16 protein-coding genes, 1 tRNA gene and 1 pseudogene are annotated in these 19,647 nt (G+C 68.4%); 8 read left to right on the top strand and 10 right to left on the bottom strand.

All coding sequences use genetic code 11. The annotated features are described in order from the left end of the window. Nucleotides 1-324: 324 nt before the first annotated feature. Complete coding sequence (locus tag AC32QD_RS12645; protein WP_492010865.1) at nucleotides 325-2,115, top strand: hypothetical protein; 1,791 nt, start codon at nucleotides 325-327, stop codon at nucleotides 2,113-2,115. Between the two features lie 95 nt (nucleotides 2,116-2,210). Here AC32QD_RS12645 and AC32QD_RS12640 read toward each other — a convergent pair whose 3' ends face one another. Beyond that, on the bottom strand, nucleotides 2,211-4,484 hold the full coding sequence (locus tag AC32QD_RS12640) for an Ig-like domain-containing protein (RefSeq protein WP_492010864.1): 2,274 nt from the start codon (nucleotides 4,482-4,484) through the stop codon (nucleotides 2,211-2,213). A 280-nt stretch (nucleotides 4,485-4,764) separates the two neighbouring features. Here AC32QD_RS12640 and AC32QD_RS12635 point away from each other — a divergent pair, with 280 nt between their 5' ends. Continuing rightward, nucleotides 4,765-5,049 carry a hypothetical protein gene (locus AC32QD_RS12635; RefSeq protein ID WP_492010863.1) on the top strand — a complete coding sequence of 95 codons (285 nt, stop codon included), beginning with the start codon at nucleotides 4,765-4,767 and terminating at the stop codon, nucleotides 5,047-5,049. A 380-nt stretch (nucleotides 5,050-5,429) separates the two neighbouring features. Here the strand turns inward: AC32QD_RS12635 and AC32QD_RS12630 are convergent, their stop codons facing one another. Next, nucleotides 5,430-5,783: a hypothetical protein gene (locus AC32QD_RS12630; RefSeq protein WP_492010862.1), complete on the bottom strand. Its 354-nt coding sequence runs from the start codon at nucleotides 5,781-5,783 to the stop codon at nucleotides 5,430-5,432. 331 nt (nucleotides 5,784-6,114) lie between these two features. Beyond that, a complete protein-coding gene (locus AC32QD_RS12625) occupies nucleotides 6,115-7,032 on the bottom strand; it encodes a LysR family transcriptional regulator (protein ID WP_492010861.1) in 918 nt (305 codons plus the stop codon). 80 nt (nucleotides 7,033-7,112) lie between these two features. On the opposite strand from AC32QD_RS12625, the gene AC32QD_RS12620 reads away from it, so the two are divergent. Further along, nucleotides 7,113-8,000 carry a hypothetical protein gene (locus AC32QD_RS12620; RefSeq protein ID WP_492010860.1) on the top strand — a complete coding sequence of 296 codons (888 nt, stop codon included), beginning with the start codon at nucleotides 7,113-7,115 and terminating at the stop codon, nucleotides 7,998-8,000. Between the two features lie 4 nt (nucleotides 8,001-8,004). Here the strand turns inward: AC32QD_RS12620 and AC32QD_RS12615 are convergent, their stop codons facing one another. Continuing rightward, on the bottom strand, nucleotides 8,005-8,415 hold the full coding sequence (locus AC32QD_RS12615) for a winged helix-turn-helix transcriptional regulator (RefSeq protein ID WP_492010859.1): 411 nt from the start codon (nucleotides 8,413-8,415) through the stop codon (nucleotides 8,005-8,007). Between the two features lie 154 nt (nucleotides 8,416-8,569). On the opposite strand from AC32QD_RS12615, the gene AC32QD_RS12610 reads away from it, so the two are divergent. Both AC32QD_RS12610 and AC32QD_RS12605 read left to right on the top strand, forming a co-directional pair. Continuing rightward, nucleotides 8,570-9,313 carry an SDR family NAD(P)-dependent oxidoreductase gene (locus tag AC32QD_RS12610; RefSeq protein ID WP_492010858.1) on the top strand — a complete coding sequence of 248 codons (744 nt, stop codon included), beginning with the start codon at nucleotides 8,570-8,572 and terminating at the stop codon, nucleotides 9,311-9,313. 84 nt (nucleotides 9,314-9,397) lie between these two features. Beyond that, the gene (locus AC32QD_RS12605; protein ID WP_492010857.1) at nucleotides 9,398-12,823 is read left to right on the top strand and encodes an indolepyruvate ferredoxin oxidoreductase family protein; all 3,426 of its coding nucleotides are present in this window, start codon (nucleotides 9,398-9,400) and stop codon (nucleotides 12,821-12,823) included. A 142-nt stretch (nucleotides 12,824-12,965) separates the two neighbouring features. Here AC32QD_RS12605 and AC32QD_RS12600 read toward each other — a convergent pair whose 3' ends face one another. The 5 genes from AC32QD_RS12600 to AC32QD_RS12580 form a co-directional block, all read right to left on the bottom strand. Then, nucleotides 12,966-13,775 carry an MBL fold metallo-hydrolase gene (locus tag AC32QD_RS12600; RefSeq protein WP_492010856.1) on the bottom strand — a complete coding sequence of 270 codons (810 nt, stop codon included), beginning with the start codon at nucleotides 13,773-13,775 and terminating at the stop codon, nucleotides 12,966-12,968. Beyond that, nucleotides 13,775-14,572 carry a TatD family hydrolase gene (locus AC32QD_RS12595; RefSeq protein ID WP_492010855.1) on the bottom strand — a complete coding sequence of 266 codons (798 nt, stop codon included), beginning with the start codon at nucleotides 14,570-14,572 and terminating at the stop codon, nucleotides 13,775-13,777. Before AC32QD_RS12595 ends, AC32QD_RS12600 begins: the two co-directional genes overlap by 1 nt. A 69-nt stretch (nucleotides 14,573-14,641) precedes the next feature. After that, on the bottom strand, nucleotides 14,642-15,751 hold the full coding sequence (locus AC32QD_RS12590) for a DNA polymerase III subunit delta' (protein ID WP_492010854.1): 1,110 nt from the start codon (nucleotides 15,749-15,751) through the stop codon (nucleotides 14,642-14,644). Then, the gene (tmk, locus tag AC32QD_RS12585; protein ID WP_492010853.1) at nucleotides 15,748-16,380 is read right to left on the bottom strand and encodes a dTMP kinase; all 633 of its coding nucleotides are present in this window, start codon (nucleotides 16,378-16,380) and stop codon (nucleotides 15,748-15,750) included. Before tmk ends, AC32QD_RS12590 begins: the two co-directional genes overlap by 4 nt. Nucleotides 16,381-16,384: 4 nt before the next feature. Further along, nucleotides 16,385-17,539, bottom strand: coding sequence for a D-alanyl-D-alanine carboxypeptidase family protein (locus AC32QD_RS12580; protein WP_492010852.1), 1,155 nt, complete (start codon nucleotides 17,537-17,539; stop codon nucleotides 16,385-16,387). A 180-nt stretch (nucleotides 17,540-17,719) separates the two neighbouring features. Between AC32QD_RS12580 and AC32QD_RS12575 the strand changes: the two genes are divergently transcribed. The 3 genes and pseudogenes from AC32QD_RS12575 to AC32QD_RS12565 all read left to right on the top strand — a co-directional run bounded on the left by AC32QD_RS12575 (nucleotide 17,720) and on the right by AC32QD_RS12565 (nucleotide 19,435). Next, a tRNA-Ser gene (locus AC32QD_RS12575) sits at nucleotides 17,720-17,807 on the top strand. 244 nt (nucleotides 17,808-18,051) lie between these two features. Beyond that, nucleotides 18,052-18,450 (top strand): annotated as a pseudogene (locus AC32QD_RS12570) (integrase core domain-containing protein); the annotation flags it as partial. Nucleotides 18,451-18,472: 22 nt separating this feature from the next. After that, a complete protein-coding gene (locus tag AC32QD_RS12565; RefSeq protein ID WP_492010851.1) occupies nucleotides 18,473-19,435 on the top strand; it encodes a glycosyltransferase family 2 protein in 963 nt (320 codons plus the stop codon). A gap of 17 nt (nucleotides 19,436-19,452) precedes the next feature. Here the strand turns inward: AC32QD_RS12565 and AC32QD_RS12560 are convergent. After that, the coding region (locus tag AC32QD_RS12560) for a hypothetical protein (protein ID WP_492010850.1) at nucleotides 19,453-19,647 on the bottom strand (195 nt) is incomplete at its 5' end.

Raw genomic sequence — 19,647 nt, 5'->3', positions numbered from 1 at the left:
GCGAGCAGCGGATCAATCCAGTGGCATCGAGCTTCGCCGCGGATTGCAACCAGATTTGAGCCAAGTGATGGGAGTTCGGGGTGGCGCTTGAATATGTGGAGGAGTCGCGTGGTGTGAACGGAGGAGGTTGGTTCCCCGAATTGCAGACGGTTACTTGACGGAATTTTACCAGGCGACCGGGCTATAACGAGCAGGTCGATCAATTATGCAATGCAGGCGGCCTGGACCGTCGCAGACAGCCGCATACGCGGCGCCGAAGGCAGACTTCTCGGGACGATCGCCTCCCCGGTTCGTGTCACGCGAGCATGAACCAGGAGAACGAATATGGCTCTAGCATCCATATGTAGGACGTCGGTCCTCGGCGTTGCGGTGGTCAGTGCGATGGCGCTGTTCGCCGGGCCGGCCTGGGCAAGCGTCGGAGACCCAGGAGTATTCGAACTCGACGGCGATGCGCAGGATAACACTCAAACCGTTACTGCCGGCGAGGGCCTCGACTGGCAGACCGTGAACGCCACCTACGCGAACGACGCGGCTGCCAAGACGGCGATCGAGGCGAAGACTTCGTGCGACTACATCGCGCGGACCGGGGTAATCGCAGACGCGCCCGTGGCCGGTTCGGACAGTACGGTCTTCACCGGGGGCCGTTCGGACCTGCAGCAGACAAGTCTGCCGCAGGCGGCCAAGAGCGTGAACAATGTGTGGGAATATACCTCCGGTTCGAGCCCGGACAAGGACGAGATCACCAACGCCTATGCGCTGGCGCTGAATTGCGGCGATGGGCTCAACATCTTCTTTGGCGCCGACCGCATCGCCACCGCCGGAGACGCCGAACTGGCCTTCTGGTTCTTCAAGGAGGACATGACGCCACTTGCCAACGGGACCTTCGCAGGACATCACGAGGACGGCGATGTCCTGGTGCTGGTGAACTTCGACAGCGGCAAAAACGCCAATGTGGGCGTCTACATCTGGGCCGCTGGCGCTGCCTCATATGTCGGCACCACGTACAAGGACGGGAACACGGTCACCCTGGACACCGAAAAGGCTGCAGGCACCGCTAATTGCCCTGGCCATGATGGCTTGGACTACTGCGCCATCAGCAATTACGACAATTCGGTCCCTCTGTACTGGGACTACACGCCGAAGGGCGGAAGTCCGGGCGATAACGCTCCGCCGTTTGCCTTCTTCGAAGGCGGCATCGCGATCGACCACGTGTTCGGCGGCGAGCCGCAGTGCGTCAGCGCGTTCCTGGCCGAGACGCGCTCGTCGACCTCGGTGACCGCGTCGCTCAAGGACTTCGCGGAATCCCACTTCAAGACCTGCGGCCTCAGCGTGACCAAGGCATGCAGGGCGCAGAACCCCGCCTTCACCTCCGGGTCTGATCCCGTCAGCACAGCTGACGACCGCTACCTCTATTATCTCTCCGGAACGGTGACGTCGCAGCGCGGCTCCATCTACAACGTCTCGATCGTCGAGGACGACGGCGACGGCGTGTACGACTCCACCAAGGACACGACGGTTCTTGCTTCCGGTCTCACGGCGACCACCTCAGGGACAAGCTGGGGCGACTACGATCTGCAGACGACGGTCGACGCTCCGACTGACAAGGCGTTCGCGGTCGGAACTCTCGGAACGGACCCGGGTTCGACCCAGGTGGTTTCGGATATCTCCAATCTGGCCACGTGTCCGAATGTCTCTCCACCCTATGGCCTGACGGTGACAAAGAAGTGCCTTGTCTGCCTTGGGGTTGACACCAGTGGCACGTTCGTGACCGTGCAGTCGACCGGTAAGGTCAAGAATACCGGTGACGTGCCGTTGACAGGTGTCACGGTCGTCGACGATCGCGGCACAACCGACACCTCGGACGACGAGACGATCGATATCGGAACCCTGACCCCAGGTCAGGAGGAAACGTGGACAGGAACGTCGTACAGTCCGACGACGTTGAACAACACGAATCCGGATTCGGCCGAGTTCTCGGACACTGCTTCGGCAAGCGGCACCGCCGGGTTCGGGATCGGCACCGTCACGGCTGGGCCGACCAACGCCACGTGCCCGCTTTGCCTCGACGGCGCGACGAACGACACCGGTCTGACCTGTCCGGCGCTCACGCCGTGATCTGAGGGCCGGTACTCTAGCCGCCTGACGGCTCGACAAGAAACGAGAGGGCGACGGGGAGACCCGCCGCCCTCTCTCCTTTTCCGGGGAGGGGCCTAGGGCTTGCCGCCCTTGCCCCACCCGCCACCGCCGCTCCCGCCGCTGCCGCCGCCACCACCGCCGTTGGCGATGCTGATCTGGACGTTGGCGCTGGCCGTCAGGGTGCCGTCCGAGATGGTGTAGGAGAAACTGTCCGAGCCGCTGGCCTTCCTGCCGGGCGAATAGGTGATGGTTCCGTCGCTGTTCAGCACAGCCGTTCCCTTGCTGGGTTTGGTGACCTGGATCACCGACAGCGGGTCGTTGTCGGGATCGCTGTCATTGCTCAGGACCGCGATGGTCACCGGGGTCTTCGAGTCGGTCGTCGCGCTGTCGTCCTGGGCGATAGGCGGTTGGTCGACCAGCGAGGCGCTGACCACATAGGTGGCGCTCGCCGAGCCGGCATCGGCGCCGTCGGCCGCCGTGACCGGCACGTCGTAGGTGCCGTCGGGCGCGCTGGTGGCCGAGGTCGCGCTCATCGTGGTCGAGGCGCTCGCACCCGGCGGCAGCGAGAGGGTGGAGTTGGCAAAGCCCGCACCCCAGCCGGACGGTACGCTGGCCGAAAGCGCCAGCGAGGACGTGCTGCAAGCCGTGCTGTCCGTGTTGGTTACCGTAACCGTGTAATCCACCGTGTCGCCCGGCGCGCCCCAGTCGCTGGCGACGGGCGTGACAGCGACCACGGGATTGCCCGCGACGCAGGTGCCTGCGCCGGACATGTCGACGTAGACGGTCGCCCCCGATGAATCGGCGCTCTCAACGGTCAACGAATTGCCTGTCGCCGGATCGACGAAGGTTCCCCCGATCGGCAAAGCCGGGTCAAACCAGTCCTTGCTGCCATAGGTGGCCTGAAAACAAGATTGCGGCTTCATGTGCAGCATGTAACTGCTGTCGGGGTCTCCATCGGTGGCGAGATGCACGAAGACGCCCGCGGTCACGTCGCCACGGCAGAAGGTGTAGGACAGCTGGTCAAAAAAACTGTCGACGCCGATCGGCTGGCGGTAGGTGAGGTAAAACCACTTCTGCGCACCCGTCGTGGCATCGACGCCGGCCGGGATCTTCACGGCCTTGGGCTGCCCGTCGGGCAGTGTTTCGTAGGGTGCGATCTTGTAGGTTCCGGTACTCGCCGCAACGACCTGCGCCCCGGTGCCGCCTTCGTCCATCCATCCGAGCCTGAGCTTTTGGAACGCGTTGAAGTGTCCGGGATCCGACGAGCCCATCGTATCGGCCTTGTCGCCGTACTGCAGGCTGGTGCAGGTGCCGCCCAGCGGGACGTCGCCGCAGTCGAGCGCGTGCGCGTGCAGGAGGCCGAAATTGTGGCCCATTTCATGGCTCACCGTTTGCATTTCGACGTAGCCGTTGATCCTTGAAACGGATGGCCATCCGCCGACGTCCGCAATCCCGGCAAAAGCGCAGTCTTCCTTCGGCGTGATGATCACCCTGCGATCGTAGCTCGACAAATCAATCCCCGCATCCGCCGCCGCCTGGTAAACGATGTCGGCGAACGCGATCAGCGAGCAGTGGTCGGACGCCGGCACGTCCACCGTCAACCAGTTGAAGGTGTCACCTTCCAGCCAGGTCTGATGTTGCGAGACTTCGTAGACCCAGTCGCTGACGCCGCCCGCCCCGAACATGAAGTCATTGATCTGCGTCACCGTCCACGGCTGCGACAGATCGTAGGTGAAGTTCACCAGCAGCACGGCTGTTTTCTGGGCCCCGAACGTATGCGGCAATACCGACGTCGTGGTCCCACTTGTCGTCCCGCTGGTGCAGCAATAGGCGACCTGCACGTCGTCGGTCCCGGACTGGATTGCCATCGCGGTCTGGTCCGTGCCCTCGACGATCAGCCCGCGCGCGATCACCCGCTGGCCGGTCAGGAGCTCCGTGGGCTTGCTGGCGAAGTGCAGCGACACCCGCGCTCCGGCATCGGTGACGACACTGTAGGCATAGTGACTTTGGTCCGGATTCTTGTAGTCGATATGAACGACCTGCAGCTTGCCCTCGATCGTGCCGCGATATTCGAGGAGGTCCTGCACCCCGGCCGGAAGCCGGTTGACGATGCGAGACGGCAGCTCCGCGTTCAGGACCTCGCCCGGTGCGCTGTCGATGAGCGCGAGAAGTGCGGCGCGCCGTTCCGTCGCGAGTTCAACCAGCTGCCCGCTGAGCGCGCCGCGGCTCGATCCGGTTGCCGTCGCAAACTGCGCGGAGACCGATGCCAGCGACTGGGTCAGTTGCTGCACCTTGCTCTTGGCAGAGGCGGGACCGGTCTGCGCCGCGTTGGCCGGCAATGCCGCCATCACAAGGCATGCAGCCAGGGCAGGAACCAGTGTCCGGAGCCCCCGCGACAGAGCCGCCCTGGCGGCTTTCCGCGTCGTGTCGCCTCCATTCCAAAAAGAACAAGCTTTAATCAAGCGCCTGAAACTAAAGCCGGCCTTCGAGAATAGTACAGGTGCGTTGATTGCACAGATCTTCCTAAGGGCTACGTCGCCGTAGCTCGGCGTGCACAATTCAATCAGCATGTTCCCTCAATTTGCTCCGTCCAAATGCGTTCAAGCACCGCTTTCGCGGCTTGTTCGCATGTCCACCCCGACGCCAGGTTTTTCCTGGATTCAGTTCGTTTTTGCGACTATTGGACGCTACAAGACAAAGTCTTTGCAAGCACAAAGACTTTGCCAATATCAACACATCATGCGCGAGAGGATATTGACCCTCGTGCAATCAAAGCGCGTGCAGGATTACTGCTCACCTGCCAAAGTTCGCTCGAACGGCGAATCTTTTAATTTCACTCGTCTTCTGGTTGAAGTCAAAAAAAGGCAAAAATGCGGCGATTTTATGGCTATTAAGTGGCCTCCTGGATATTGAGGCGTAGTGTCCGCGCGCACGGCCGGCGGGCGCAAGACACTCAGTCCTCGGCATCGTTGCCGACATACTGGTCAGTTGAGGTCCCCGGATAGCCAGGCGCGTGCTGGCTCCACCAGAAGACAGAGGCTCAGCCAAGGCTGGCTGGGCCCATTTGCCTTGCAAACTCCGCGTCTGCAACGCCCCAGGCAACAGGCCGCTTGGATCCGCGTCCTCACCCCCCCGACCCGTCACGGTTGGGATCAATGGACTCCTCGCCCGCCGCTTCGAGCGCGTGACGGAGGTCGCCGGCGGTGCTCGGCGGTCCGCTTCGTGGCGGCGAGGCAGAGCCGAGGAGTCCGAGTCGGTCACGGCAAATTGCTGTTAGACAATGTAATCGCGATTCATGACTCCACCTCCCCGCCGCAGGGCGAAGGTGGATAGCTGAACGTCACGCGCACATTGGAAAATTCACTGCCGTTCGGGGGGCGGACCGATTCCTCGCCAATGCAGACCGGCGAATGGGTCGTCGGAACCGAGATCGAGATCTCCTCGCCTGCCGTGATTCTGGACATGGCTTCGTCGGTCAGCAAAGGGGGGCCATGGAATGTTAGGACCGGTCCGGGCTGGGCGGGAGATCGGGCCGCCAGGATGGCGGCGGCGGACGGGCCGGCGGAATCCATCGGTGCACACAATGCGAGCGTCGGCGCGGCGGCCAGCGAGAGAGCTGCCGCGAAGATGGACACGTTGAAACGCATGAGAGGCCTCCTGCTGAGCAGCCCGATCTGACTGGTCCGGGTTGATTGTGAGTGTTTGAGCGGCCTCGGGGCTGCCGGGACGGTGATTTCTGGGGTGAGCGACCTGTAGCCGAGAGCGCGCGGCGGTCTGCCCGTCTGCCCCTGCATGGCGGCAGCGGCTGCCGCTTCCGCCGCGAGAGCCAAAAAAAGAGCCGGACCTTGCGGCCCGGCCTAGTTCAACAGGGAGGTATCACAACCAGAAACGCTGCTGGGAGGCAACGTTTCGATCAAGGATGTAGTCCTGATGTCCGCGGCGGACAAGGCGCAGGACTGTCGCAGGGCCGAAAACCCGCTATGCATCCGCTGCAACGCTGGGCGCCAAGTCCCCGCGGCGATTGAACGTCTCGATTTCGCGCACCATGAAGTCGCGGAACGCGAGCACGCGCTGTGAGCGGCGCAGCTCCTCCGGGTAGACGATGTAGACCGGGAAGGGCGGGCTTGCCTCGCCGGGCAGGATATTGACCAGATCGGGATAGTCGCGAGTGATGTAGTCGGGCAGGGCGGCGATGCCCAGCCCGCTCAGTGCCGCCTTGAGCACGCCGAAATAGCTGTTGATCATGAGATGCGTGCGCCGCTGCGGGTGGATGTGCCGCGCCAGCCATTCGGCCGCCGCGTGCGGCTGCGGCGAGTTCGGGCTGAACGAGACCACCCGGCGCGCGCCGAGCTCGTCGACGCTCTCTGGCATGCCCGCCGCCCGGATATAGGCCTTGGAGGCGTAGAGCCGCATCGCCACCTCCATCACCGGCCGGCGGATCAGGCCGGGCTGCTGGGGGCTGGCCATGCGGATCGCCACGTCGGCCTCGCGCATCGGCAGGTCGAGGATCGACTCGGTCAGAATCAGGTTGACCGACAGGTTCGGATGCGTCTCGAATAGCCGGTGCAGCCGGGGCACCAGCCACAGCGTGCCGAAGCCGGCGGTGGCGGTGACGCGCAGGTCGCCGTGCACCTCGTCCTTGGAGTCGCGGATGCGCCCGGCGGCGGCGCTGAGGCGCTTGCTCATAGACAGCGTCGCCTCGTAGAGCAGCTCGCCCTGCTCGGTCAGCAGGAGCCCGCGCGCATGGCGATGGAACAGGGTGCACTGGAGCTGCTCCTCGAGCGCGCGGATCTGGCGGCTGATCGCCGACTGCGACAGGTTGAGCTGCTCGCCCGCATGCGTCAGGCTGCCCGCATCGGCAACGGCGTGAAAGATCCTCAGCTTGTCCCAGTCCATCGGTGCAACTCCGCGCGCGGGTCTTGCGTTGTGACCTGCGTCAGTGGCCGTGCCATCCGGCATGCAATATAACGGCGATCATGAATCTGCGCAGAAAATTGCGAGGTTTTGCGTCGGGGCTGCTCGCGGCAAGCCTGATCTGGGCCGTGCTGCTGCTGTCCGTGCCTGCGCGTGGGGCCGAGGCCGCCGCAGCGCTGCCGGGCTCGTATTACGGCATCGACGCGGCCAAGGGGGCCACGCTGACCGTCGAGGCGGCCGACGCGGGCTTCCACGGTACCTTTTCGGACACGCACGGGAATTCCCAGGCCTTCGACGCCCAGCCGAGCGGCGACGGAGCGACGGCGGTGCTCGACATGGGCGGGCAACAGGTGCTGCTTCTGGTGGTCCCGCTGCCCTTCGGCGCCAAGGTCACGCTGGTGCCCTACAACGCCGAGGGCAAGCTCAATACCGCCGCCGGCCGGATGCTGGACTTCGTCCGCTCCGGGCTGCATCTGCCCGAGCCCGACCGCGACTACGTTCCCGCACCGAAGGATGCTCGCGGCCGCATCACGGCCAACGCATTTCTCGCCTCCTACGAGTTCTGGGCGCCGGCCGGCGTGCGGGCCGGCTATTTGTCGCTCAACGAGCGCGCGCGCACGCTGATGCGGCTGTTTCCCGCCGTGCAGCTCGACGTGATCTGGAAGCTGTGCCTGGCACCGGACGCGCAGCAGGCGCTGGCGATGGCGCTGCGCGGGCAGGGCGTCACCTGCGCTCAGGTGCTCGACGGCATCGCCGAGTCGCAGCAGATGGGCAAGTTCGACCAGTACAAGGCCGAGGTGCGCGACGAGAAGGCGACGCTGCGCCTGAACATGCGCTGCGTCGGGCTCTCGGTGGTGCCGCAAAAGGAATGCGAGCGCGCCGCCCGGGCCCTGAGTGCCCAGGCGGTCAATCTGGATACGGCGGCAACCGTTCTGGCGCGTTACCGGTAAGGTCTCAGTGCCGGGTCTCGGCCACGGCCCGGCCATTGAGCGCCGTGCCGCTGGCGGGCCCGTCGCCCGAGCCGGCTCCGTTTCCCCAGCGATCCATCAGCTCCAGCACAGGCCGCAGCGCCTCGGCGTGCGGAGTCAGGCGGTACTCCAGCCGTCGGGCGCCGGGGCGCACCGGGCGCTTGACCAGCAACCCGTCGTCCACCAGCTTGGCCAGGCGGTTGGACAGGATGTTCCGGGCAACGCCGAGACGGATCTGGAAGTTGTCGAAGCGCGTGGTTCCGTTCAGCGCCTCCCACAGAATCAGCAAGCTCCAGCCATCCCCCACCTGGCGAACGGCCCGCTCTATTCCCCTCGACTCGATACGCGATGACTCGCTCACGATTGCTCCCCCGATTTGACGCAACACAGTTTCCATTGTGCACTGACAACACGCGATCCGCCGAGTTCTGTTTTGGCCGGGCTGGATTTTTTCCGCGATAGCGGTTTGGCATTCCGGCGCCGCGCCTGCCTCTGCTAGGCTCGAGCCGCCGGGGCCGGACCCCGGCGGGGGCCGGATCGGGAGGTCTGAGATGACGGTGGATGGCAGGCGCGTCCTGGTGACCGGTGCCTCGAGCGGGCTGGGCGCCCACATGGCTGCGTGGCTCGTGAAGCGCGGCGCGCGCGTGGCTGCGGCGGCGCGCCGGCTCGAGGTGCTCGAGGCCCTGGCCGCCCGGGCGGAGGGGCGCATCTCGCCCGTGGCGATGGACGTCTCGGACCCGGGATCCGTGCGGCACGGCGTGGCCGAGGCGGCCCAGGCGTTGGGCGGGCTGGACGGTCTGGTCAACAACGCTGGGGTGGCCTGGTCGGGCCGTGCGCTGGAGATGCCCGAGGACGCCTGGCAGCGGGTGATCGACACCAACCTCTCGGGCGTCTTCCGGGTCGCGCAGGCGGCGGCGCGCGTCATGGCCGAGGGCGGGGGCGGGGCGATCGTCAACATCGCCTCGATTCTCGGGATTGGCACCGGGATGGGGCTGGCGGCCTATGCCACCTCGAAGGCGGCGGTGGCGCATCTGACCCGGAGCCTGGCGCTCGAATGGGCGCGCCACGGCATCCGCGTCAACGCCCTGGCGCCGGGCTATTTCCCCACCGAGATGAATCGCGATTTCTTGGAGAGCGCCGAGGGCGAGAAGCTGAAAAGGCGCATTCCCTTGGCCCGGTTCGGCCGGTTTGAAGACCTCGACGGACCGCTCGAGCTACTTCTCGGTGAGTCGGGCGCCTATATTACCGGTGCGGTCCTGCCGGTGGACGGCGGGCACCTTCTGCGCAGCCTGTGAGCCGTCCGCCGCGGGGCCTTGCCGAATAGGTCATAATAGCTTACCTTTAATGCGACTTGCCAGCAGCCTCGGGAGGCACCGGGCATGGACCTGCGCGACGTTCGCCTATCGGACCGCTACGACATTTCCAAGTCGCCCGTCCTGATTTCGGGCACGCAGGCGCTGGTGCGCGCGACGCTGATGCAGCACGCGCGCGACCGGGCCGCCGGGTTGAACACGGCCGGTTACGTCACCGGCTATCGCGGCTCGCCGCTGGGCGCGGTGGATTCCACCTTCCACGCGGCCGGCAAGTTCCTGGCCGAGCACCAGGTGACCTTCCAGCCAGGGCTGAACGAGGATCTCGCCGCCACGGCGCTGTGGGGCAGCCAGCAGGCCGAGCTGAGGGGCGAGGGCCGCTACGACGGCGTCTTCGGGCTGTGGTATGGCAAGGGGCCGGGCGTGGATCGCTCGGGCGACGTGTTCCGCCACGCCAACCTCGCCGGCTCGTCCAGGCTCGGCGGCGTGCTGGTGGCCATGGGCGACGACCACACCTGCGAGAGCTCGACCACCTGCCATCAGTCCGAGATGGCGCTGATGGACGCCATGATGCCGATCCTCTCGCCCGCCGGGGTGCAGGAGCTGATCGACTACATGCTCTATGGCTGGGCGCTGAGCCGGTTCTCCGGCCTGTGGGTCGGCATCAAGTCGATGAAGGACACGGTCGAGGCGACCGCGGTGGTCGAGGGCGACCCGCACCGCCTGCAGATCGCACTTCCCGACGACTTCGCCATGCCGCGCGAGGGGCTGAACATCCGCCTGGGCGACACGCCGCCGCTGCAGGAGGCGCGGCTGCATGATCACAAGCGATTCGCCGCGCAGGCCTTCGCCCGGGCCAACGGGCTCGACCGGCGCATGCTGGGCGAGCACGGGGCGCGCATCGGCATCGTCTCCGCGGGCAAGAGCTGGCTCGACACCTCCCACGCGCTCGATGCGCTCGGCATCGACGAGGCGACGGCGCGGCGCATCGGGCTGACCGCCTACAAGGTCGGCATGGTCTGGCCGCTCGAGACCGAGGCCCTGCGCGAATGGGCCAAGGGCCTCGATCTGATTATCGTGGTCGAGGAGAAGCGCCCGATTATCGAGACGCAGCTCAAGGAGGTCCTGTTCGGCGAGCGCGGCCACGCCCGCGTCATCGGCTGGAAGGACGAGGCCGGCGGGCTGCTGTTCTCGGTCAAGCTCGGCCTCGATCCCGCGGTGATCGCGCGCGGCATCGGCCGGGTGCTGAAGGCCGAGGGGGCGGGGCCGAGCGATCTCGACCGGCGGCTCGCGCATCTCGACGAGCTTGCCGAGGCCGGCAACCAGCCCGAGCTGGCCGAGCGCAAGCCCTGGTTCTGCGCCGGCTGCCCGCACAACAGCTCAACCCTGGTGCCCGAGGGCGGGCGCGCCTATGCCGGCATCGGCTGCCACTACATGGTGCAGTGGATGGACCGCCAGACCGAGGGCTTCACCCACATGGGCGGCGAGGGCGCCAACTGGATCGGCGAGGCGCCGTTCTCCACCCGCTCCCACATCTTCCAGAACATGGGCGACGGCACCTACAACCACTCGGGGCTGATGGCGATCCGCGCGGCGGTGGACGCGGGCGTCAACATCACCTTCAAGATCCTCTACAACGACGCCGTGGCGATGACCGGCGGCCAGCCGCACGAGGGCGGGCTGACGCCGGGCCAGATCGCCCGCGAGGTCATGGCGGCCGGCGCCAGGCGCGTCGTGGCGGTGGTCGACGAGAAGGAGGCGCAGCCCGAGTTCCCGTCAGGCGTCGCCGTGTTCGAGCGCGAGCGGCTGATGCCGGTGCAGCGCGAGCTGGCGCAGATCGAGGGCGTCTCGGCGCTGATCTACGTGCAGACCTGCGCCGCCGAGAAGCGCCGCCGCCGCAAGCGCGGCAAGTTCCCCGACCCCGACCGGCGCGTCTTCATCAACCCCTCGGTCTGCGAGGGTTGCGGCGATTGCGGCGTTCAGTCGAACTGCGTGGCGATCCTGCCGCTCGAGACCCCCTTCGGGCGCAAGCGCGAGATCGACCAGTCCGCCTGCAACAAGGACTTCTCCTGCCTCAAGGGCTTCTGCCCCAGCTTCGTCACCGTCGAGGGCGCAGTGCCCAAGGCCAGGGCCACAGGCGAGTTCACCCTGCCAGACGTGCCCGAGCCGACGCTGCCCGCGCTCGAGCGGCCCTGGAACATCCTGATCACCGGCGTTGGCGGCACCGGCGTGGTCACGGTGGGGGCGCTGCTGTCCATGGCGGCGCATCTGGAGGGCAAGGGCGCGAGCGAGATGCAGATGGCCGGGCTGGCGCAGAAGGGGGGCGCGGTCTCGATCCACTGCCGCGTGGCGCCGTCACCTGCCGACATCAACGCCATCCGCATCGGGCCGGGCGAGGCCGACGCGGTGATCGGCGGCGACATGGTGGTGACCGCCGCCCCCACCTCGATCGCCAAGATGGAGCGCGGCCGGGCGCGGGTGATGTGCAATAGCCACGAGATCCCGACCGGCGCCTTCACGCACGACACCGAGTTCCACCTGCCCTCGGACACGCTGCGGCTCGCGGTGGAGCGGCGCGTCGGCGCCGAGGCGCTGCGCATGGTCGATGCCACGGCGCTGGCCGAGGGCATGCTGGGCGACGCCATCTATGCCAACGTGCTGCTGCTCGGCGCTGCCTGGCAGCGGGGCATGGTGCCGCTGACGGCCCAGTCGATCGCCAAGGCCATCGAGCTCAACGGCGCCGGGGTCGAGGGCAACCTGCGCGCCTTCGAGATCGGGCGCTGGGTGGCGGCCTTCCCCGAGGACGCGCGGGCCGCGGTCGCGCCGGCGGCGCCCGTGGAGGAGAAGCTCGAGCAGAAGATCGAGCGCCGCGCCGAGTTCCTGGTCGGCTACCAGGGCAGGCGGCTGGCGCGGCGCTATCGCCGGCTGGTGCGCCATGCCCGCGACAAGGAGGAGGCGCTGGGCGCGAGCGGCCTGGCCGAGGCGGTGGCCGAGGGCTATTTCAAGCTGCTCTCCTACAAGGACGAGTACGAGGTCGCCCGCCTGCATGCCGAGACCCTGGACGCCGCGCTGTCCGCGACCTTCGACGGGGTCAAGCGGGTGACCTATCACCTGGCGCCGCCGATCCTGGGGCGCAAGGACGCCGAGGGGCGCCCGGTCAAGACCGAGTTCGGCCCCTGGGTCGGCCGCCTGTTCCGGGTGCTGGCGAAGTTCCGCGTCCTGCGCGGCACGCCGCTCGACCCGTTCAGCTATGGCGCCGAGCGGCGGATGGAGCGGCGCATGATCCGCGACTACGAGCGGCTGATGCGCGAGGTTCTGGGCGCCGTCGAGGCCCCGACCGTGCCCGTGGTGGCCGAGCTGGCCCGGCTGCCGCTGAAGGTGCGCGGCTTCGGCCATGTCAAGCTGGCCAATGCCGAGCGGGCCGAGGCGGAGCGGGAGGCCCTGCTGACGCGCTTCCGCGCCGGCGAGCCGGCGGTGCCGCAGGCGGCAGAATAGGCGGATCCATCCCCGCGAACCAGCCTGTCGACGGCGCTGTGCACATTGCACAAACGCCCAACATATTGATTTTACAACAGTTTTAAAATGGCGTGGACGTGGCGGCGGCCGTCGGCCGGCGATGCGGGCGCGATCCGCGGGGTCAGAGCGGATACTCCAGCACCAGCCCGTCATGCGCCGGATGCACATGCGCGGGCGTCATGGCGTCGAGCGCGGCATAGTCGAGGTCGACATGCATGTTGGTCAGATAGGCCCGCGGTAGGCCGGCGCGGGCGATCCAAGCCAGCGCGGTCTCGACATCGGCATGGCTGACATGGTGCGTGTGGCGCAGCGCGTCGAGGATCCAGCAGTCCGCGCCCTCGAGCACGGCCCAGGCCTCGTCGGTCATCTCCTTGATGTGGGGGGTGTAGACCGCCGGGCCGATGCGGAAGCCGAGCGCCTCGATCTCGCCATGGGGCACGTGGAAGGGCAAGAAGGTCAGGGTCCCGCCGGCGCCGCCGATCGTGACCGGGCCCGCGATGGCGTAGAGGTCGAGGATGGGCGGGTAGTTCGAGCCGTCGGGGGTCTCGAACACGTAGCCGAAGCGCGTACGCAGGGTGCGCGCGGTCGAGGCGTCCGCCCAGGCCGGCAGCCGGGTGCGGCGGTTGAACACCACCATGCGCAGATCGTCGATGCCGTGCACGTGGTCGGCATGGTCGTGGCTGAACAGCACCGCGTCCAGGTACCCGGCGCGGGCGTCGATCAGTTGCTCGCGCACGTCCGGGCCGGCGTCGATCAGCACGCTGGTGTGGCCCTCGGCACCGATGCGCTGCACCAACAGGGCGCAGCGCCGGCGGCGGTTGCGCGGGTTCGCGGGGTCGCAGGCGCCCCAGTTCGGGCCGGCCGGCCCGATGCGTGGCACGCCGCCCGAGGAGCCGGTGCCGAGCATCGTGATGCGCAGCCGGTCGCCCATCAGGCCCCCGCCCCGGCGGCCCTGGCGAACAGGCGCTCGAAGTTGGCGCTGGTGGCGGCGCAGAACGCATCGTAGGGCAGGCCGAAGACCTCGGCGCCGACGCGGGCCGTGTGGGCGACAAAGGCCGGCTCGCAGCGCTTGCCCCGGTTGGGCGGCGGCGCGAGATAGGGGCTGTCGGTCTCGACGAGGATGCGCTCGATGGGCGCGGCGGCGAAGATCTCGCGCAGCTCCGTGGACTTCGGGAAGGCGGCGATGCCCGACATCGAGAGGTAGAAGCCCAGGTCCAGCGCGGTCTCGGCCAGCGCCCGGCCCGAGGAGAAGCAGTGCATGACGCAAGTATACGGCCCGGCGCGGTGCTCCTCGGCGAGGATGCGGCCGATGTCCGCATCGGCGTCGCGGGCGTGGATAATCAGCGGCAGGCCGGTGCGGCGCGCCGCCTCGATATGGAGGCGCAGGGCTTCCTGCTGGGCGGCCATGGACTCGCGGGTGTAGTGGTAGTCGAGCCCGGTTTCGCCGATTCCGACCATCAGGGGGTGGCGGGCGATCGCCTCGAGCGCCTCGACAGAGGCCATCGGCTCCTCGGCCACGTGCATCGGGTGCGTTCCGGCGGCAAAGAAGACGCCGTCATGCGCCTCGGCAATGGCGCGCACGTCGGGCTCCTGGCGCAGCCGCGTGCAGATCGTGACCATGCGCGTGACGCCGGCGGCGCGGGCGCGTGCGATCACGTCGGCAAGCTCGTCCTGCAACTGCGGGAAGTCCAGATGGCAGTGGGAGTCGACCAGCCGGGGGGCTGTCATGGCCGGGGCGCCCTCGCTCGCTTGATGCCGGTCCGCCGGCAAAGCGCCGGGGGAGTCGGATCACCGACGTCACGCCGCCCGGCGCGCCCGCGCGAGCGTGGCGTCGAGATCGAGGAACGTATCGATGATCGTTAGGCCCGGGTCAAGGTTGACCGCCCGGGCGTGCGACAGGGTGGCGCCGACGCGCGCGGCGGCCTCGGCCCAGAGCGCGGCCCGGGCCGGGCCCTGCGCCACGGCGCGCATCAGGGCCGCCTCGCCGGGGGCGGCCTCGCCGTCCTCGCCCAAGGCGGCGCGCCGGGCGAGCCGGGCGAGCAGCACCAGGACGAGCCGGCCGGTGAGCTCGAACACGTCGGCGGCGCCGCGCCCCGAGGCCTGGTCGGCCAGCGCCGTCATCTCGGCGCGGTCGACGCGGCGGCCGTCGCCCAGCGCCGCGACGATGCGGGCGTAAAGCGCCGCGCCGCCGCCGGCTGCCACGCGCAGGGCCTCGCCAACCGAGCCGCCGGCGAGCACCGAGAGCGTCGCCGCCTCGGCCGCGTCCACCTCGACACCGGCGCCCCGCAGTGCCTGGCCCAGGGCCTCGGGGCCGAGCGGGCGCAGCTCGAGGTTGCGGCAGCGCGAGCGGATCGTCGGCAACAGCCGCCCCGGCGCGTGGCACACCAGGATGAGCGCGGTCTCGGGCGGCGGCTCCTCCAGCACCTTGAGCAGCGCGTTGGCGGCGGAGGGGTTGAGCTCGTCCGCCGGGTCGACGATCACCGCGCGCCAGCCGCCGTCGGGCATGGAAAGGCGCAGGAAGCGGCGCACCTCGCGCACGTCGTCGACGGCGATCTGGGTGCGCAGCCGCCCGGTGTCGGGGTTCACCGAGCGCCTGAGCACGCGCAGCCGCGCCTCGCTCTGCGCCCGGATGCGGGCGGCGACCGGGCAGTCCGCGGGCGGCTCGAGGCTGGCCGGAGCGCCGCCCGCGCCCGCGGCGATCAGCGCCCGGGCGAGGCGGTAGGCCAGTGTCGCCTTGCCGATGCCACGCGGGCCGCGGATGAGCCAGCCGTGGTGCAGCCGCCCCTCGGCCCAGGCGGCGAGGAAGGTCCGCTCGGCGGCCTCCTGGCCGTAGAGCGCCCCGGTCTCGCGCGGGTGTGGATAGCCCGGGACGCGGTCGGGCTCGGGCGGCGGGGCGTCGTCGCTCATGGCGCTGCGGCGAGACGTGCGGCGACCGCCGCCCAGATGGCCTCGACCACCTGCTCGGGCGCCTGCGCGGCGTCGACCACGACGCAGCGGCCGGGCTCGGCCGCGGCGATGGCCAGGAAGGCGGCGCGGAGCCCGGCCTGGAAGGCCGCCCCCTTGCGCTCGAAGCGGTCCTCGGCGGCCTGCGCGCTGCGGCCGCCGGCGCGGGCCAGGGCGGTGGCCGGGTCCATGTCGAGCACCAGCGTGAGGTCGGGGTCGAGCCCGATGGCCAGCGCATGCAGGCGGTCGACCAGCGCCCGGCGCTCGCCTCCGCCCTGGTAGGCGCGCGTCGAGTCGAGGTAGCGGTCGCAGATCACCACGGCGCCGCGCGCGAGCGCGGGCGAGATGACGCGCTCGACATGGTCGCGCCGGGCGGCGGTGAACAGGAGCGCCTCGGTCGTCTCCGACCAGCGTGCCGGGTCCCCCTGCACGAGCAGGCGGCGGATCTCCTCGGCGCCGGGCGCGCCGCCGGGCTCGCGGGTCTCGACCGCCTCGCGGCCCGCCGCGCGCAGGCGTGCGGCCAGGAGCTGCGCCTGGGTGGATTTTCCGACGCCGTCAATGCCCTCGAGCGTCAGGAAGAAGCCCCCGGCCACGCGCTCAGCCGGCGATCGCGGCACGGATCCGGCGCAGGAGCAGGTTCCCCGCCGCCTCGAGCCGCGTCTGGATGCCGCCGCGCCCGACCGGCTGGGCCGCCACGAGAGGCACGGAGACCGGTGCCACGTCGGGCAGCACCGCCTCGAGCCGGCCGAGCTGGGCGCCCTTCTTCACCGGCGCCTCGACGGGTTCCTTGAAATGCGCCTGGATCTGGGCCTTGTCCAGCATGCCGTAGGGCACGGTGACCACGAGGTCCTGCGCCGGCGCCAGCGGCACGCTCCGGTTGGAGCCGAGCCAGACCCGGGCCTGCGCCACCTGCTGTCCGGCCTTGTAGAGCCGCACGGTGTCGAAGGCGCGGAAGGCCCAGTTCATCAGCCGCTCGGACTCCTGCCGGCGCTGGTTTTCGCTATCGAGCCCGGCGATCACCAAGAGGATGCGCCGGTTGCCCTGCTTGGCCGAGGCGACCAGGCCATAGCCCGCGTTCTGGGTATGGCCGGTCTTGAGCCCGTCGGCGCCGAGGCCCGCTTCGAGCAGGGGATTGCGGTTCTGCTGGGTGATTCCGTCCCAGGTGAACTGGGTCTCGTCGAAGATCGGGTAGTACTGCGGGTAGGCACGGATGATGTGCTCGGCCAGCCGGGCGAGGTCGTGCACGGACATGCGGTGCTCGGGATTGGGCCAGCCGGTGGCGTTGGCGAAGTGCGAGTTCTTGAGGCCGAGCGCCTTGGCGTGCTGGTTCATCAGCTTGACGAAGGCGTCCTCGCTGCCCGAGATGGCCTCCGCCAGGGCCACCGCGGCATCGTTGCCCGACTGCACGATGACGCCGCGCAACAGATTGGCGACGGAGACCTGCTCGCCTGCGCGCACGAACATCTTCGAGCCGCCCATGCTGGCGGCATGGCGGGAGATGCGGAACTTGTCCTGCAGCGCGATGCGTCCCTTCTCGAGCGCGTCGAAGACCACGTCCAGCGTCATCAGCTTGGACATCGAGGCCGGCGGGATCGCCTCGTCCGCGTTCTTCTCGAACAGGATGGCGCCGCTGGTCATGTCCACGATGATTGCCGCCCGGGCCGGCGTGGTCTGGGTGGCCGCGGCTGCGGGCAGGGCGACGGCGGCAAGGATGAGCGCGGCGGCAACCCGCGCGAGAAGGGGTTTGAGCATGGGGCCTCGCATGGTTTCAGCCAAATCGGTCTCGCCGGCGGCGGCGACGTTGCCGGCAGGGCGGCGCCGATCACACTTGCCTAAGCCACGCCGAGTGCCGGGCGCAAGACGCAACTTGCAGCCGGCGCGTGCGCCGCGCACTGGACCGCCGCAGGGGCCCGGGTTATCTGTCGCGGCGCCGGAAGGGTGGCAGAGCGGTCGAATGCGGCGGTCTTGAAAACCGTTGAGCCTTCGGGCTCCGGGGGTTCGAATCCCTCCCCTTCCGCCATTGTTTCGATATTTTCTATTTATTTACAATGTGTTAAATGGATCACGGCTGGCGCTGCTAGCAAATCTGCTACAAAGCGGCTTCGCGAGTCGGTTCGCGGGCGAGCGTCGGCCAAGTGACGACGTTAGTGTCCGAGGAGGCGGTGGAGATTGTGCGCCCGACCGTGGTCTAGGCGGAGTGGCCATGGAGGGCATCGGCTATGGTGGAGTTTGCAGACCTCGCCCGGGAACCGAGGGAGCCGGCGGCGCCGGACCGCCTGGCGCGTCTTCGCGGCGGGCCGGGACCCCTTCGCGTCGACAGCGGGCCGGAGTTCGCCGGCCGGCTGCTCGACCAGCGGGCATGCATGAAAAAGGTGGAGTTGGACGTCTCGCCGCCCGGCAAACCCGCCAACAACGTCCTCATCGAGGCGTTCAACAGCCGCCTGCGCCAGGAGTGCCTCAACGCCTCATGGTTCCTGTTCATGGCCAACGCGCGGGCCCGCATCGACGAAGGGAGGTGCGATTACAACCAGAACCGACCCCACTCGGCCCTCGGCGGCTTGACGCCCGCCGAGTTCGCTGCGCACCTGAAACGGAACCCGGACCAAAGCCGGGGTGAAGTCCAACAGGAGGCCGCATGCGAAGCCGGAACACTGGGAAGTTAGGGGTCGAGCGAAAGCGGGGCGCATGACGTCGCCGCGAATCTCGGTCCTCATCCCGGCGTTCGACGTCGCTCCCGTGGTCGCGCGTGCAATCCGGTCGTCGCTCGCACAGGCGGATGGCACCCTCATCGTCGAGGTGATCGTGGTCGATGACGCATCCGCGGACGCGACAGCCGAAACGGTGGAGGCGATCGCCCGCGATGACGACCGCGTTCATTTGATCCGACTCGAGGCGAACGGGGGTCCGGGCGTCGCACGTGCCGCAGGGTTGCTTGCAGCCCGCGGCGACTGGATCGCGGTACTGGATGCCGACGACGAAATGGCGCCTGGCCGGCTGGGGAGGCTGATCGCGATCGCCCGAGACCGGTGTCTCGACATGATCGCTGACAACCTGGTGCTATGCGATCCGCAGGAAGGCCCGGTGGGCACGGCGTTTCCGCTTGCGCCGGGAGCTCGCGTGCCGCTTTCGCCGGAGCGTGTTCTGCGCAACGCCGTACCCGGCGGCAGGGTCAACCTGGGCTGGATGAAGCCGCTGGTGCGCCGCGACTTTCTGGCAAGGCACGAGATCACCTGGCGGCCGATCCGCCACGGCGAGGACATGCTCTTTATGCTCGAGGTTCTGCTCGCCGGTGCTCGCGCCGCGTTGGCGGGCGAGGCGGGCTACGTCTACACGCAACGTCGGGGACGGCTCTCGGGTGCTGCGTCCGAGCACTCCCGCACGCGCCGGAGCGCAGAGGAACAGATCCGCGCAATCGAGATCCTGGAGCGTGTCGGCGCGACGACGATGTCGGCCACCCTCAAGCGCCGCCTCGCCCAGATGCGCCCGGAGATCCGGGTGACGACGCGGGTTCTCGATGGCCTCGATCACCTGCGTGAGCGCAGAATCGCGGCTGCGGTGCGCGCCTTCGCTGCCGCTCTCGGCTCTCCCGCGGCGCTGGGCCGGTGCATCACCTCGCGCTTCGGCCCGCGCAGCCGCAAGGTCATCTGATCGCGCCGCTCTGGGCTCTATCCCCCGGAGCCCGAGAGGGCAGAGCGGAGCCTCCTATAGGCCAGATAGGACGGCCAGTACATCGCATAGACGCCGCGCATCAGCAGCCCCGGGCAGTGCAGCATCTGCGCCCGGCGCTCTTCGGCGAAGCGGGCGCGGAGCGATGCCCAGTCACGTCGCGAACTGATGCCGGTATCGGGCATGTGCGCCAG

The organism is Thermohalobaculum sp., from assembly GCF_058622915.1.
The sequence above is the reverse complement of the archived record's forward strand: the minus strand, read 5'-3'. Positions and strand labels throughout refer to the sequence as shown.

Excerpts from the sequence above, each read along its gene's own strand:
- AC32QD_RS12635 (WP_492010863.1), top strand. The coding sequence starts at position 4,765 with ATGTCCACCCCGACGCCAGGTTTTTCCTGGATTCAGTTCGTTTTTGCG.
- AC32QD_RS12605 (WP_492010857.1), top strand. The coding sequence starts at position 9,398 with ATGGACCTGCGCGACGTTCGCCTATCGGACCGCTACGACATTTCCAAG.
- AC32QD_RS12590 (WP_492010854.1), bottom strand. The coding sequence starts at position 15,751 with ATGAGCGACGACGCCCCGCCGCCCGAGCCCGACCGCGTCCCGGGCTAT.
- AC32QD_RS12625 (WP_492010861.1), bottom strand. The coding sequence starts at position 7,032 with ATGGACTGGGACAAGCTGAGGATCTTTCACGCCGTTGCCGATGCGGGC.
- AC32QD_RS12600 (WP_492010856.1), bottom strand. The coding sequence starts at position 13,775 with ATGGGCGACCGGCTGCGCATCACGATGCTCGGCACCGGCTCCTCGGGC.
- AC32QD_RS12565 (WP_492010851.1), top strand. The coding sequence starts at position 18,473 with ATGACGTCGCCGCGAATCTCGGTCCTCATCCCGGCGTTCGACGTCGCT.
- AC32QD_RS12620 (WP_492010860.1), top strand. The coding sequence starts at position 7,113 with ATGAATCTGCGCAGAAAATTGCGAGGTTTTGCGTCGGGGCTGCTCGCG.
- AC32QD_RS12630 (WP_492010862.1), bottom strand. The coding sequence starts at position 5,783 with ATGCGTTTCAACGTGTCCATCTTCGCGGCAGCTCTCTCGCTGGCCGCC.
- AC32QD_RS12595 (WP_492010855.1), bottom strand. The coding sequence starts at position 14,572 with ATGACAGCCCCCCGGCTGGTCGACTCCCACTGCCATCTGGACTTCCCG.
- AC32QD_RS12610 (WP_492010858.1), top strand. The coding sequence starts at position 8,570 with ATGACGGTGGATGGCAGGCGCGTCCTGGTGACCGGTGCCTCGAGCGGG.
- AC32QD_RS12640 (WP_492010864.1), bottom strand. The coding sequence starts at position 4,484 with ATGGCGGCATTGCCGGCCAACGCGGCGCAGACCGGTCCCGCCTCTGCC.
- AC32QD_RS12645 (WP_492010865.1), top strand. The coding sequence starts at position 325 with ATGGCTCTAGCATCCATATGTAGGACGTCGGTCCTCGGCGTTGCGGTG.
- AC32QD_RS12615 (WP_492010859.1), bottom strand. The coding sequence starts at position 8,415 with ATGGAAACTGTGTTGCGTCAAATCGGGGGAGCAATCGTGAGCGAGTCA.
- AC32QD_RS12580 (WP_492010852.1), bottom strand. The coding sequence starts at position 17,539 with ATGCTCAAACCCCTTCTCGCGCGGGTTGCCGCCGCGCTCATCCTTGCC.